At 69.4% G+C, this 14176-nt stretch carries 13 protein-coding genes; 6 read left to right on the forward strand and 7 right to left on the reverse strand.

The features are described 5' to 3' along the window. Window positions 1-48: 48 nt before the first annotated feature. The 3 genes from pheT to AC5Y3P_RS18755 all read right to left on the reverse strand — a co-directional run bounded on the left by pheT (window position 49) and on the right by AC5Y3P_RS18755 (window position 4691). Window positions 49-2556, reverse strand: a complete 2508-nt coding sequence (gene pheT, locus AC5Y3P_RS18745; protein ID WP_500047435.1) for a phenylalanine--tRNA ligase subunit beta — start codon at window positions 2554-2556, stop codon at window positions 49-51. Further along, entirely contained in the window at window positions 2556-3587 is a 1032-nt protein-coding gene (gene pheS, locus AC5Y3P_RS18750; RefSeq protein WP_500047436.1) for a phenylalanine--tRNA ligase subunit alpha, read from the reverse strand. The genes pheT and pheS overlap by 1 nt, the downstream gene beginning before the upstream one ends. Window positions 3588-3797: 210 nt before the next feature. Beyond that, on the reverse strand, window positions 3798-4691 hold the full coding sequence (locus AC5Y3P_RS18755; RefSeq protein ID WP_500047437.1) for an adenylate/guanylate cyclase domain-containing protein: 894 nt from the start codon (window positions 4689-4691) through the stop codon (window positions 3798-3800). A gap of 208 nt (window positions 4692-4899) precedes the next feature. Between AC5Y3P_RS18755 and AC5Y3P_RS18760 the strand changes: the two genes are divergently transcribed. The 3 genes from AC5Y3P_RS18760 to AC5Y3P_RS18770 all read left to right on the forward strand — a co-directional run bounded on the left by AC5Y3P_RS18760 (window position 4900) and on the right by AC5Y3P_RS18770 (window position 6651). Further along, window positions 4900-6024, forward strand: a complete 1125-nt coding sequence (locus AC5Y3P_RS18760; protein WP_500047438.1) for an oxygenase MpaB family protein — start codon at window positions 4900-4902, stop codon at window positions 6022-6024. Window positions 6025-6086: 62 nt separating this feature from the next. Beyond that, window positions 6087-6317 (forward strand): ribbon-helix-helix domain-containing protein, encoded by a 231-nt coding sequence (locus tag AC5Y3P_RS18765; RefSeq protein WP_500047439.1) that lies wholly within the window; start codon window positions 6087-6089, stop codon window positions 6315-6317. Next, window positions 6301-6651 (forward strand): type II toxin-antitoxin system PemK/MazF family toxin, encoded by a 351-nt coding sequence (locus AC5Y3P_RS18770; RefSeq protein ID WP_500047487.1) that lies wholly within the window; start codon window positions 6301-6303, stop codon window positions 6649-6651. The genes AC5Y3P_RS18765 and AC5Y3P_RS18770 overlap by 17 nt, the downstream gene beginning before the upstream one ends. On the opposite strand, the gene AC5Y3P_RS18775 is transcribed toward AC5Y3P_RS18770, so the two are convergent. From AC5Y3P_RS18775 to infC, 4 genes are read right to left on the reverse strand one after another with little or no spacing between them, the layout of a single operon-like run. Further along, entirely contained in the window at window positions 6629-7390 is a 762-nt protein-coding gene (locus tag AC5Y3P_RS18775; RefSeq protein WP_500047440.1) for a TrmH family RNA methyltransferase, read from the reverse strand. The genes AC5Y3P_RS18770 and AC5Y3P_RS18775 overlap by 23 nt on opposite strands. A gap of 41 nt (window positions 7391-7431) precedes the next feature. Next, on the reverse strand, window positions 7432-7821 hold the full coding sequence (gene rplT, locus AC5Y3P_RS18780) for a 50S ribosomal protein L20 (protein ID WP_500047441.1): 390 nt from the start codon (window positions 7819-7821) through the stop codon (window positions 7432-7434). Between the two features lie 51 nt (window positions 7822-7872). Further along, window positions 7873-8067: a 50S ribosomal protein L35 gene (gene rpmI, locus AC5Y3P_RS18785; RefSeq protein ID WP_500047442.1), complete on the reverse strand. Its 195-nt coding sequence runs from the start codon at window positions 8065-8067 to the stop codon at window positions 7873-7875. 12 nt (window positions 8068-8079) lie between these two features. Then, entirely contained in the window at window positions 8080-8682 is a 603-nt protein-coding gene (gene infC, locus AC5Y3P_RS18790) for a translation initiation factor IF-3 (protein ID WP_500047488.1), read from the reverse strand. Between the two features lie 246 nt (window positions 8683-8928). Here infC and AC5Y3P_RS18795 point away from each other — a divergent pair, with 246 nt between their 5' ends. The 3 genes from AC5Y3P_RS18795 (at window position 8929) to AC5Y3P_RS18805 (ending at window position 14173) form a co-directional block, all read left to right on the forward strand. Then, complete coding sequence (locus AC5Y3P_RS18795; RefSeq protein ID WP_500047443.1) at window positions 8929-9300, forward strand: DUF1844 domain-containing protein; 372 nt, start codon at window positions 8929-8931, stop codon at window positions 9298-9300. Between the two features lie 69 nt (window positions 9301-9369). Beyond that, window positions 9370-12723, forward strand: a complete 3354-nt coding sequence (lysX, locus tag AC5Y3P_RS18800; RefSeq protein ID WP_500047444.1) for a bifunctional lysylphosphatidylglycerol synthetase/lysine--tRNA ligase LysX — start codon at window positions 9370-9372, stop codon at window positions 12721-12723. 40 nt (window positions 12724-12763) lie between these two features. Next, window positions 12764-14173 carry an alpha/beta hydrolase gene (locus tag AC5Y3P_RS18805; protein ID WP_500047445.1) on the forward strand — a complete coding sequence of 470 codons (1410 nt, stop codon included), beginning with the start codon at window positions 12764-12766 and terminating at the stop codon, window positions 14171-14173. Window positions 14174-14176 lie beyond the last annotated feature (3 nt).

The raw sequence follows: 14176 nt of genomic DNA on the forward strand, positions 1-14176 counted from the left end.
CCTTGCATTTTTATGCATGGGCACGCAAACCCATTAGTCCAATGTGGGTCAGTGCCGCAGCACGGCGCCGACCCGCTCGCCCGCGGCCGCCACCGCGGCCTCCCGCGCGACGCTGGCGTCGTCCTCGGTCAGGGTCCGGTCAGCGGCCCGGAACCGCAGCGCCAGGGTCAGCGATTTGTGGCCCTCGCCGACCTGCGGGCCGGTGTAGACGTCGAACAATGCGACGTCTTCGAGCAGCTCACCGGCGCCCGCGACGACGGCGTCGATCACATCCTGGGCGGGCACGTCAGCGTCGACCACCAGGCTGACGTCCTGGAACACCGCCGGGAACGGCGCCACCCGGGGCGCCGGCAGCCGCTCGACGATCGGGATGGCGTCCAGGTTCAGCTCCACCGCGCAGGTGCCCTTGGGCAGCCCGGCGCGCTCCAGCACGGCCGGGTGCAGTTGCCCGGCAAAGCCGACCGAGCGCGCACCGTCGGGTCCGGTGACGAACACCTCGGCGCAGCGGCCCGGATGCCAGGGCAGTTGCGCGGCCGCGCGCAGCTCGACGTCCACCCTGGTGGCGCGCGCGATGGTGCGCACGGCCTCGAACGCGTCGGCGGCCTCGGCCGGGCGGCCCGGCCCCCACGGACCGCGTGGTTCGCGCAGACCGGCCAGCACCGCAGCCACGTGCTGCGGTTGCACCGGCAGCGACTCGTCCAGCAGTGCCATCTCCGCCTCGGTGGGCCTGCGGTCGGTCGGGATCAACTCGACCGCGCGGGTCTGCTCGGTGGGCAGTACCACCTGCGCGATGCCGAACAGCGCGACATCGACGGTGCCGCGGGACACGTTGCGGCTCAACGCTTCCAGCAGTCCCGGCAGCAGGGTGGTGGCCAGGTGCGGACGGTCGGATTCGAGCGGGTTGAGCACGGTCGTGGTGGCTCGCCGCGGATCGTCGGCGGGCAGACCCCAGACGTCGAACACACCGGCCGGCAGGAACGGGGTGGGCAGCACCTCGACGAAACCGGTCAGCGCCAACGCCTTGCCGACCGCGCGGCGACGCTGCTGGGTCGGGCTCAGGCCGCGGCCGGCCGGCGCGGCGGGCAGCACCGAGGGCACCGCGTCCAGGCCCTCCAGCCGCAGCACCTCCTCCACCAGGTCGGCTGCGCGCACCAGATCGGGACGCCAGCTCGGCGGCGTGACCACCAGGACGTTCGGGTCGTCCGGATCGGTGTGCACCTCGGCGCCGATCTGGGTCAGCCGGCGCACCGCGGCCCCGTCGGGGTAGCGCACTCCGGCGATCCGGTCGGGCAGGTCGACGGGCATCCGCACCGCCGGCGGGTTCCAGCCGGCCGCCGGCGGATCCCCGCGCCAGTCGGTCAGCGTGGGCTGCACCTCGCCGCCGGCGATCTCGGCCAGCAGCCGCGCGCAGCGATCCACCGCGGCCACCGAGACGGCGGGGTCCACGGCCCGCTCGTAGCGCCGACTGGCCTCGCTGACCAGGTGCAGCCGACGCTGGGTGCGCGACACCGTGGCCGGATCCCACACCGCCGCCTCGAGCAGCACATCGGTGGAATCGTCGTTGATCTCGGTGTTGCCCGCGCCCATCACGCCGGCGATCGCGGCGGTCCCGGCGTCATCGACGATCAGCACGTCACCGGGATCCAGGCTGCGTTCGACGTCGTCGAGCGTGACCACGGTTTCCCCGGGGTTGGCGAACCGCACCGCGAAGCCGCCCTGGATGCGGGCCCGGTCGTGGGCGTGCATCGGGTGGCCGAGTTCGAGCATCACGTAGTTGGTGGCGTCGACGGCCGGGGAGATCGGCCGGATGCCGCACAGCAGCAACCGCCGCCGCAGCCACCACGGTGAGCTGGCGTGCTGGTCGATGCCGGTCACCGCGCGCAACGCGAAGCGCTGCACCCCGGTGCCCGGTTGCACGGTCAACGGCCAGGCCTCGCCGGTCGCCGGCAGCGGCGGCACGTCGGCCGGGTCGGCGTACTCCAGGTCGAAGGCGCAGGCGATCTCGCGCGCGACGCCGCGCACCGAGAGGCCGTAGCCCCGGTCCGGGGTGATCGCCAGGTCGAAGACCACGTCGTCGAGGCCGAGCACCTCGATACCGGAGTCGCCGGGCTCGGCGGTGCCGGCGGGGAACACCAGGATGCCGGAATGGTCTGTGCCCAACCCGAGTTCGGCGGCCGAGCAGATCATGCCGTCCGAGGTCCGGCCGTAGGTCTTACGCGCGGCGATCTTGAAGTCGCCCGGCAGGATGGTGCCCGGCAGTGCCGCCACCACCAGGTCCCCGACAGCGAAATTGGTTGCACCGCAGATGATGTCGCGAGGTTCGGGCTCCCCCACGTCCACCTTGCAGGCCCGGATCGGCTTCTTGAACTCGGTGAGCTCCTCGATCTCGAGCACCCGGGCCATGGTCAGCGGCCCGGTCACCGGGCCCACCGCGATGACGTCCTCGACCTCGTGGCCGACCCGGATCAGCGCGGCTTCGAGTTCTTCGGGCGAGACGTCCCAGCCCGGATTGGCGGCCTGCACCACTTCGCGCAGCCAGCTGTAGGGAAGTCGCATCAGATACCCACTCCGAACGGCAGCGAGAACCGCACGTCACCTTCGACCATGTCGCGCATGTCCGGGATGCCGTTGCGGAATTGCAGGGTGCGTTCCAGGCCCATACCGAACGCGAACCCGGAGTACTCCTCCGCGTCGATTCCGGCCGCCCGCAACACATTCGGGTCCACCATGCCGCAACCGCCCCACTCCACCCAGCCGGCGCCACCCTTCTTGTCGGCGAACCACACGTCGACCTCGGCCGAGGGCTCGGTGAACGGGAAGAAGTGCGGCCGCACGCGGGTGCGGCCCTCCGGGCCGAACAGCGCCCGCGCGAACGCATCCAGGGTGCCCTTGAGGTGCGCCATGGTCAGCCCGCGGTCCACCGCCAGCCCCTCCACCTGGTGGAACACCGGCGTGTGGGTGGCGTCGAGTTCGTCGGTGCGGAAGGTGCGGCCGATCGAGATGATGTAGACCGGCAGTTCACGGTTCAGCAGAGTGCGCACCTGCACCGGCGAGGTGTGGGTGCGCAGCAGTTGCCGCGAGCCTTCCGGGGCGACATGGAAGGTGTCTGACTCGCTGCGGGCCGGGTGGTCCGGCGGGAAGTTCAGCGCATCGAAGTTGAACTGCTCGGTCTCCACCTCGGGACCGTCGGCCAACTCCCAGCCCATCGCGACGAAGGTGTCGGCGATGTGATCCCCGAGGATCGTGATCGGGTGCCGGGCGCCGATCGGGCGGCGGGTCGACGGCAGCGTGACGTCGATGCGCTCGGCGACCAGCACCGCGGCGTCGCGTTCGGCGCGCAGCACCGCCAGCCGCTCGTCATAGCCACGCTGGGCCTGGCCGCGGGCCTGATTGACCCGCTTGCCGGCATCGGCGCGGTCGGTCTTGGGCAGCGTGGCCAGGGCTTGCCGGGCCAGCGCCAACGGCGCCCGGTCACCCAGGTGCTCGGTCTTGGCCCGCGCCAGGTCTTCCAGGGTGGCCGCAGCGTCGAATGCGCGCAGCGCAGCACCGACCGTGTCGGTCAGCGCCTGCTCGGAAAGTTGGGCCATTTGCTGATCCTGCGCCACGCGGCGGTTGCCTCCTCGACGACTGCGTCACCGGTGTAACGCAAGTGCCGATCATAGGTGATGGCCGACCGTGACCTCGCGCACGTTTGCCCAGTGCCAGAGCCCGCCCGCGTTGATTCAGAACTCTGGTAGGCCGCTACTCGCAGGACGGCTACCTGATGTCCAACTCGATGACGGACGATCCCCGCCCACTCACTCGTCGTCGACGACGTCGGCGCCGGGCCGCCCCCGCAGCCAGTACATGGTCAGGTCGGCCGGTACCCCGCTGGGTTTGGCCGCGAACATCTGGCGACGGGCCCGTTTCACGGTCGCTCCGAGCGCATCGAGTTCCTCGTCGCCGACGCGTTCCAGGGTGGGCCCGGAGACCACGATGCCGCCTCGGGTGGCGCGTTCCATCACCCGGGCCGCGATGTTGACGTCCACCCCGAGCCAGTCCGCGCCGATCCGCTGCGGCCGGCCGGTGTGAATACCGATCCGCATCCGCGGCGTGTACCCGTCGACCTCGACCTCGCTGATCGCCTCCTGGGCGGCCAGGGCGGCCCGCAACGCCGGAACCGGCCGGCGGAACACCGCCATGATGCCGTCGCCCATCCGCTTGACGATGTGTCCGCCGTCGCGCAGCAGCGGCGGCTCGACCGCCGCCGCGACATGCCGCAGCAACGTCAGGGTGGCGTCGTCGCCGGCCCGCAGCGACCACTCGGAAAAGCCGACCAGGTCGGTGAAGACGATGGTGGCCTCATCGTTGGCGGGTTTGCGAGAGACCCGTTCGGTGATGGCCTGCCAGACCTGCAGCCCGGCCAGGCTGAACTCGCGGGACACCGCGTCCCGGTCGCCGATCAGCCGGTCGGCGGCGCGCGCGGCTGCGCGGGGCCCGCCCTCACCGGACAGCGACAGCGGATCGCCGAACTCGGGATCGCCGGGCAGCGCGCGACGGGCCTTGCGCAAGAAGGCAACTACCTCGGGCCGGTGATTGGTGACGTCCAGCCAGGTCAGTACCGACCGGACGCCGAAGGGTTCCTGCACCGCGGGCGCCGCGTCGGGGCCATCCGAGTCCGGCTCGGTGCAGTCGGCAGGCTCGGGCACCACGGCGCCAGCGTAGGTGCTGCACGACGACCGCGGCAATGTTGCCGGTCGGCATGCGCCGCGCCCGGCGCTGCCGCGCTGGTCACGGCCTCGCGGCGGACCGGTCGCCACTGCGTAACGACGTGACACGCGTCACCGGCAATGGTGGACAACGCCAGTTGTCAGAACTATCTTCGGAGGTACAACACCCCGCACAGGGAGGAACGCAGCGATGAGCGCATCAACGACGACCGCGCCGAAGCCGCCCCGATCTGCACCGCGCCGGGTCGCTGCCCCGCCGGGTGACGCCGAGCAACCCGATCCACTCGGACCGGACTCCCTGACCTGGAAGTATTTCGGTGACCTGCGCACCGGCATCATGGGCACCTGGATCGGCGCCCTGCAGAACATGTACCCGCAACTCGGCGCCGGGGTCGAGGACCATTCCACGATCATGCGGGAGCCGCTGCAGCGGGTGGCCCGCTCGATGTACCCGATCCTCGGCGTGGTCTACGACGGCGACCGCGCCGCGCAGACCGGCGCCCAGGTGCGCGGCTTTCACGACACCATCAAGGGTGTCGACGCGCAGGGCCGGCGCTATCACGCGTTGGACCCGGACACCTTCTACTGGGCGCACGCCACCTTCTTCATGCTGATCCTCAAGGTCGCCGAGTACTTCTGCGGCGGGCTGACCGAGGCCGAGAAGCGCCAACTGTTCGACGAGCACGTGCAGTGGTACCGGATGTACGGCATGAGCATGCGGCCGGTGCCCGAGACCTGGGAAGACTTCTGCGAGTACTGGGAACGCACCTGCCGCGACGAGCTCGAGATCAACCGGGCCGCGTTGGACATCCTCGAAATGCGGATCCCCAAACCGAAATTCGTGCCAGTGCCCACGCAGGTCTGGGATCAGATGTTCGCGCCGCTGCTCGGTGCCCAGCGCTGGGTGGCCGCGGGCCTGTTCGACCCGGTGGTACGGGAGCGCGCCGGGCTGCGCTGGACCCCCGGCGACGAGGTGGTGCTGCGACTGTTCGGCAAGGCCGTCGAGATCGCGTTCTGGGTGGTGCCCGACGAGATCCGGCTGCATCCGCGCGCCCTGCAGGGTTACCGGCGTGCCACCGGGAAGGAGCGTGCGGACGCGCCGCTGGTCGAGTCGCCGTTCTTCATGGACCCGCCGCGCGATCGGCGTGACCTGCCGGTGCACTACATGCCGCGCCGCCGCTCGCCGCTGCCCAAACCCCCGGTTCCGCTGCCGCCGCACCCCAAGGTGCTGGTCGAAGCTGCCGGCTCGCTGGTGCACAACACGTTCTCGCTGGCCGGCCGGCGGCCGGCACGGAACCGACGCCGCGCTGCCTGAGCCGACCAGCGCCGGCGCAGCCCGCGATTGCTACTGAAATGCTACCCCGGTAGCATCGCGGTATGAAGCTAAGCGTGAGCTTGTCCGACGAGGACGTCGCAACATTGGACGCGTACGTCAAGACAGCGGGTTTGCCATCGCGATCGGCAGGTTTGCAGCGCGCGGTCCAGATGTTGCGCCATCCCGACCTCGAGAACGACTATGCCGAAGCGTGGGCAGAGTGGTCCGAGGACGATGACTCTGCGGCTTGGGAGAGCACCGTCGGGGACGGCGTGACTGATGCTGCGCGGTGAGATCTGGCAGGTCGACCTGGACCCGGCACGTGGCGGCGAGGCGAACAAGCGCCGACTTGCTGTCATCGTCAGCAACGACAGAGCCAACGCCAGCGCGACCCGGCTCGGGCGCGGTGTGATCACAGTTGTCCCGGTAACCAGCAACACCGACAAGATCTATCCGTTCCAGGTGCTGCTGTCGGCGGCAAGCACGGGCCTGGCCGTCGATTCGAAGGCCCAGACTGAACAAGTGAGATCTGTTGCGACGCAACGCCTACTGCACCGATTGGGCAGGGCATCCACCGCTGAACTGTCCGCTATCGATGAAGCGCTCAAACTCCATCTGGCTTTGTGACCGCGTGCGCGCGTGAACTCTGATACAGACAGATCGCCGCAGCCGCCGCGACGTTGAGACTCTCGGCACTGCCCGGCATTTCGATGCGCACCCGGACGTCGGCCGCGGCGACCACGTCGTCGGGCAGGCCGTGGGCTTCGGGGCCGAACAGCCAGGCCGTCGGCACGCTCAAGTCCAGCTCACCGAGATCGGTGGCGCCGTCCAGCGCCGTGGCCAGCACCCGCAGCCCGGCGCCGCGCAGGGCCTGAAGCACCGCCCCGGTGTCGGGTTCCACGATGACCGGAATCGTGAAGATGCTGCCGGTCGAGGCGCGCAGGCACTTGCCGTTGTAGGGATCCACGGCGTGCCCGGCCAGCACCACCGCGTCGGCACCCATGGCGTCGGCGATCCGGATCAAGGTGCCGGCGTTCCCCGGTTCGGAGATGCCGACTGCCACCGCGACCAGCTTGGGCGCGCCCGCCAACACCTCGGTCAGCCGGGCTTCGGGCAGCGTGCACACCGCCACCAATCCGGTCGGGGTCACGGTGTCCGACAACGACTTCGCGGCCTTTTCGGTGACCAGCCGCACCGGCAACCCGGCGATCAAGTCGGCGAACCTGGCGGCCGCGGTCTCGGTGGCGAAGACCTCCAGCACCAGAGCCCGCTGCGCTGCGGCCTGCACCAGGTTGGGCCCCTCGGCCAGAAACCGGCCGGCACGCATTCGGCCCGTGTGCCGCAGCAGTTTGACTGCCGCGACCACACGGGCCGAACGTTCGGTCAGTACCGCATCCGCGGACAGGCTCAGGCAGCCTCTCCGGACGGAGCGTTGACGTCCTCGGGCAACGCGGCGCGGGCCACGTCGACCAGGGCGTTGAAGGCGGCCGGGTCGCTGACCGCGATCTCGGCCAGGTTCTTGCGGTCCACCTCGACGCCGGCGGCCTTGAGACCCTGGATCAGCCGGTTGTAGGTGATGTCGTTGGCGCGGGCCGCGGCGTTGATCCGGGAGATCCACAGCTTGCGGAACTCGCCCTTACGGGCCCGACGGTCCCGGTAGGCGTAGGTCAGCGAATGCAGCTGCTGTTCCTTGGCCTTGCGGTAGAGCCGCGAACGCTGGCCGCGGTAGCCCTTGGACGCCTTGAGGACGCTACGCCGCTTCTTCTGGGCATTGACTGCCCGCTTCACGCGTGCCATGAAGTGTTCCTATCGTGTTTGGTCGAAAGAGTTCTCGAAGATGCGGTCGGATTAACCGTTCAGCATCCGGTTGACGCGCGCGACGTCATTGGCAGCCACCTCGGTGCGGCCGTCCAGCCGACGGGTGCGCTTGCTCGGCTTGTGCTCGAGCAGGTGGCGACGGTTGGCCTTCTGCCGGACGATCTTGCCGGTTCCGGTGCGGCGGAAGCGCTTCGAAGCGCCGCTGTGGGTCTTGGCCTTGGGCATGAGTCCTCAGTTCTACTGGGTGGTTTCAGGTTTGTCTTCGGACGCCGGTGCGGGCCGCTGGGCCGGCGCATCGGCATCGTGTGCCGCCTTGGCGCGAGTCTTCGCGCCGCGGTGCGGTGCCAGCACCATCGTCATGTTGCGGCCGTCCTGCTTGGCGGCCGTCTCGACGAAGCCGTACTCGGCCACATCGGCGCCGAGCCGCTGCAACAGTCGGTAGCCCAGTTCGGGGCGGGACTGCTCGCGGCCGCGGAACATGATGGTCACCTTGACCTTGGACCCGGCTTCCAGGAAGCGCACCACGTGACCCTTCTTGGTCTCGTAGTCGTGGTCGTCGATCTTGGGACGCAGCTTCTGTTCCTTGACGACGGTCTGCTGCTGGTTCTTGCGAGACTCGCGCGCCTTCTGTGCCGTCTCGTATTTGAACTTGCCGTAGTCCATGATCTTGCAGACCGGCGGCCTGGCGTTCGGGGCTACTTCGACGAGATCGAGATCGGCATCCGCGGCGACACGGAGTGCATCTTCGATGCGCACGATGCCTACCTGTTCCCCATTGGGACCGATCAAACGGACTTCAGGTACACGTATGCGCTCGTTGACGCGGGTCTCAGTGCTGATGGGCCCTCCCATTGTCGTATCGGGTCGGAGGCCACTCCATCAACAAAAATGCCCTGCTCACAGCAGGGCCCATTGCCGACCAGTCGCGGTGTTCGCCGCTCGCCCCCGAGCATTCGGGTGCGAAACCGGATCGTCTGATACCGGTGACCGGACCGCTGTACCGTGGGGCCAGCGGTGGGAGTGGGACTCCACTTGTTCGTGCCCCGGCTGTTCGCCGAGGCGGTCGCGCGTGCAAGTCTAGCAGGCATGACCGATGATCCGAGAATCGCCGACGAGGCCGGTGCAGCCGCCGACTCCCAGGTCCGCGACCTGGCCGAGATCCCCGCGGTCGAGGTGATCACCCGCGCCGCGGTGATGCTGATGAGCGCCGCGGCCGAAAAGCTCGGTCTGGGCGAAGACGTACCCGACGACAGCGCGCATCGCGATCTGGACGAGGCACGCCGGTTGATCACCGCGCTGGCCGGCCTGGTGACGGCGTCGGTGGAGTACCTGGGTCCGCACGCCGGACCGGTGCGCGACGGCCTGAAGAGTCTGCAATTGGCTTTCCGGGAGGCCAGCGCGGCCCCCGAGGAGCCCGGCCACGGGCCGGGCGAGAAGTACACCGGCCCGGTCTGGTAGCCGACCGGCTGCTCGGACCCGCACGCTTAAGCGCACATATCCGGGCTGCGGCGAATATCCTCGCGCCCTATGACCCGCACTGCGCGTGCAACGGTGAAGGCGGTCGCGCGGCCACTTGCACGCCCCGTCACCCGACTGCACTGGGTTCCCACCGCGATCGGCTGGACCATCGGGGTCATCGCCACGCTGTCGTTGATCGGCAGCGTGTCCCCGACGATCCGGGAACTGATCCGGGTTCCACGGGAATTCGTCAACGACCATCTGTTCAACTTCCCGGACACCAGCTTCGCCTGGGCGTTCGTGCTGGCGCTGCTGGCCGCAGCATCGGCGGCGCGCAAACGCATCGCGTGGTGGGTCCTGCTGCTCTACTTCATCGGCGCCGCCGGGTGGAACCTGGTCGACCTGCTCACCGGTGCCGAATCGGTATCGGCACAGATCGGCGAAGTGATCGGCATCGTGGTGCACCTGGCCGCGATCGGGTTGCTGCTGGCGTCGGTGCACGAGTTCTGGGCCAAGGTGCGCCGGGCCGCGCTGCTGCGGGCGGCTGCCGTGCTGGCGGTCGGGATGGCGATCGGCATCGGATTGGGTTGGAGCTTGCTGGAACTGTTCCCGGGCACGCTGCAACCCGATGAGCGGTTGGGCTACGCGACCAACCGGGTGTTGGCGTTCGCGGGCGCCGACCCGGATCTGTTCAACGGCCACCATCCGCACGGCTTCGTCAATGCCGCACTGGGCCTGTTCGGGGCGCTGGCCCTGATGGCCGCCGCGATCGTGCTGTTCTTGTCCCAACGCGCCGACAACGCACTGACCGGCGAGGACGAATCGGCCATCCGGGGGCTGCTGGCGACCTACGGCAAGAACGATTCGCTGGGCTACTTCGCCACCCGCCGGGACAAGTCGGTGGTGTTCGCGCCCAACGGCCGCGCCGCGATCGCCTACCGGGTCGAGGTGGGCGTTTGTCTGGCCTCCGGGGACCCGGTCGGGGATCCACGGGCCTGGCCGCAGGCCATCGCGGCCTGGCTTCGACTGTGCGCCGGCTACGGCTGGGCACCCGGTGTGATGGGCGCGAGTTCTGCTGCCGCACAGGCCTTCCGCGATGCCGGACTGAACGCATTGGAGCTCGGCGACGAGGCGATCCTGCATCCGGACGGGTACACGTTGTCCGGACCGGAGATGAAACCGGTGCGCCAGGCCGTGACCCGGGCCCGGCGCGCCGGGTTGTCGGTGCGGATCCGCCGGCACCGCGAACTGAGTCAGCAGGAGATGGCGGCGGTGATCGAGCGCGCCGACGCCTGGCGCGACACCGACACCGAGCGCGGCTTCTCGATGGCTCTGGGACGCCTCGGTGACCCGGCCGACGCCGACTGTCTGTTGCTCGAGGCGATCCGCAGCGACGACGACGGCGCCGGTCAGGTGGTGGCGATGCTGTCGCTGGTGCCGTGGGGCAACAACGGGGTGTCCCTGGATCTGATGCGCCGCTCCCCCGGGTCTCCCAACGGCACCATCGAATTGATGGTCAGTGAACTGTGTCTGCAAGCCGAAGGACTCGGCATCAGCCGGATCTCACTGAACTTCGCGATGTTCCGTTCGGCCTTCGAGGAAGGTGCCGCGTTGGGCGCCGGGCCGGTGGCTCGGTTGTGGCGCGCAGTGCTGGTGTTCTTCTCCCGCTGGTGGCAGCTGGAGACGCTGTACCGCAGCAACATGAAGTACCAACCGGAATGGGTGCCGCGCTACGCCTGCTACGAGGACGCCCGGCTGATCCCGCGGGTCGGGGTGGCGTCGGTGATCGCCGAGGGGTTCCTGGTGCTGCCGTTCAGTCGCCGCGCCGAGCAGCACACCGGTCAACATTCCGCGGTGCCGGCCGCCGTCGCGCAGAGCGCCGGCTTGCACTCCGACGGCAGCGCCCCGGACCTCGCCGTGACCGCGTCGGACGGCGCCGAGGCCGTCGAGCGGACGTCACCCCGGCTACCGGAGCAGGTCCGGGTCCGGATGGCCAAGTTGAAAGCCTTGCAGGACAACGGGATCGACGCCTACCCGGTGGGGCAGCCGCCCAGCCACACCGCCGCGGCGGCACTGGCCGAGACGGACGGCACGCAGGTCAGCGTCGCCGGCCGGATCCTGCGCATCCGCGACTACGGCAACGTGCTGTTCGCCCAGCTGCGGGACTGGTCCGGCGAAGTGCAGCTGCTGCTGGACAACTCGGCGGTGGACCCGGGATCGGACACCGCGGCGTTCACCGGCGCGTTGGACCTCGGCGACTTGATCGAAGCCACCGGCACCGTGGGCGCCAGTCGCTCGGGTACCCGCTCGGTGCTGGTGACCAGTTGGCGGTTGATCGGCAAGTGTCTGCGGCCGCTGCCGGACAAGTGGCGGGGGCTGACCGACTCCGAAGCCCGGGTCCGGACCCGGTATGTCGACCTCGCCGTCAACCCGGAAGCCCGTACCCTGATCACAGCGCGCAGCCAGGTGCTGCAGTCGATCCGGGAGACCTTGTTCGCCAAGGGCTTTCTCGAAGTCGAGACACCGATTCTGCAGCGCATCCACGGCGGGGCCAATGCCCGCCCGTTCGTCACCCACATCAATGCCTACGACCTCGACCTGTACCTGCGCATCGCACCCGAGCTCTACCTCAAGCGGCTGTGCGTCGGCGGTGTGGAGCGGGTCTTCGAGTTGGGTCGGGCGTTTCGCAATGAAGGGGTGGACTTCTCGCACAACCCGGAATTCACGCTGCTGGAGGCGTATCAGGCGCACGCCGACTACCGGGTCTGGATCGACGGTGCCCGGGAGTTGATCCAGCACGCCGCCCAGGCCGCCAACGGCGAACAGGTGGTGCTGCGGCCCCGCGCCGACAGCACCCTGGAACCGATCGACATTTCCGGAGCCTGGGCGGTCAAGTCCGTGCACCAGGCGGTCTCGGAGGCCCTGGGCGAACCGGTGGACGCCGGCACCGAACTGGCCACGCTGCGCCGGCACTGCGACGCCGCCGGCGTCCCGTACCAAACCCAGTGGGACGCCGGTGCGGTGGTGCTCGAGCTGTATGAGCACCTGGTCGAGGCGCGCACCGAGGCGCCGACGTTCTACACCGACTTCCCCACTTCGGTGTCGCCGCTGACCCGGCCGCACCGCAGCGCACCCGGCGTGGCCGAACGCTGGGACCTGGTGGCCTGGGGCGTCGAATTGGGCACGGCCTACAGCGAACTCACCGATCCGGTCGAGCAGCGCCGCCGGCTGCAGGCCCAATCATTGTTGGCCGCCGACGGTGACCCCGAGGCGATGGAACTCGACGAGGACTTCCTGCAGGCCATGGAGTACGCCATGCCGCCGACCGGTGGGCTGGGCATGGGCGTGGACCGGGTGGTCATGCTGATCACCGGCCGTAGCATCCGGGACACCCTGCCGTTTCCGTTGGCAAAGCCGCGCTGACCCACAGCCAATCCGCAGCATCGGCCGCCACGATGACATCGTGACGCTGAGTGTGACCGCCACCGACCTCGACTCCGTGCTGCAGCGGACCTCGCTGGTGCACGGGTGGCTGCCGGTGCTGGCACAAGTTGTGGCGGCGGCCCTGTTGGTGCTGGCGATCGGCCGACGCACCCGCCGTTGGCACCGGCGGGTATTGCCGATCGCGGCTGGTTTCGGCGTCATTGCCGCCGCCTGCGGATATCTGCGACTCGCCGCGGAGGGCAATGTCGGCGACCCGGCACCGGCGGGCCTGTGGTGGTGGCTGGCCGGGGCCGGCGCGGCCGTCGTGGTGGCGCTGGCGGGCTGGCGTTCGGCGCGCTGGTGGCGGCGCACGGCGGCGCTGGCGTCGATACCGATGAGCCTGCTCTGCGCAGCGTTGGCGCTCAATCTCTGGGTCGGCTACTACCCCACCGCGAGCAGCGTCTGGCAGCAGCTGAGCGCCGGCCCACTGCCGGATCAGACCGACGCCGAGGCGTTGCCCGCGTTGGCCGCCCGGAGCCGGATCCACCACGTGCTGCCGGCCACCGGTCGGGTGGTGGCGGTGAACATTCCGGCCACCGGTTCGGGTTTTCGGCACCGCGAGGAACTCGTCTACCTGCCGCCGGCGTGGTTCGCCGGCTCACCGCCCCCGCAGTTGCCGGCGGTGCTGATGATCGGAGGCGAGTTCAACACCCCGGCCGACTGGCTGCGTTCCGGCGGTGCGATCGACAGCCTGGACAAGTTCGCGGCCGCGCACCGCGGCAACGCCCCGGTGTTCGTCTTCGTCGACCCCGGCGGCAGATTCGACAACGACACCGAGTGTGTCAACGGTCCGCGCGGGCGCTCGGCCGACCATCTGACCAAGGATGTGGTGCCTTATCTGCAGCAGCACTTCGGGGTCAGCACCGACCCAGCCCACTGGGGCATCGTCGGATTCTCGATGGGCGGTACCTGTGCGGTGGATCTGACCGTGATGCATCCCGAGCTGTTCCGATCCTTCGTGGACATCGCCGGCGACCTGGGCCCCAACTCGGGAAACAAGGCGCAAACCATCGAACGCCTCTACGGCGGGGACCTGGCGGCGTGGGCATCCTTCGACCCCACCAGCGTCATCACCAAACACGGTGACTACCAAGATGTTTCCGGACTATTCCTGGTCAACGGCGAACCCGGCGGGCCCGGCGTACCGGATGCGCCCGGCACGGTGCGCGCGGCCGCGGATTCAGTCCAGCGCAACGACCAAGCTGTGGCCGCGGACGCACTGTGCACGCTGGGCCGCACCCGCGGCATCGCCTGCGCGGTGCGTACCGAACCCGGCAAGCACGACTGGCCGTTCGCCGCCCACATGTTCAGCACCGCCCTACCCTGGCTGGCCGGCGTGCTCGGCACACCTGGAGTGCAGGTGCACCCGGGCACCCGCGAGTACGGTTGAACC

It is taken from the genome of Mycobacterium sp. NGS45 (genome assembly GCF_059812645.1).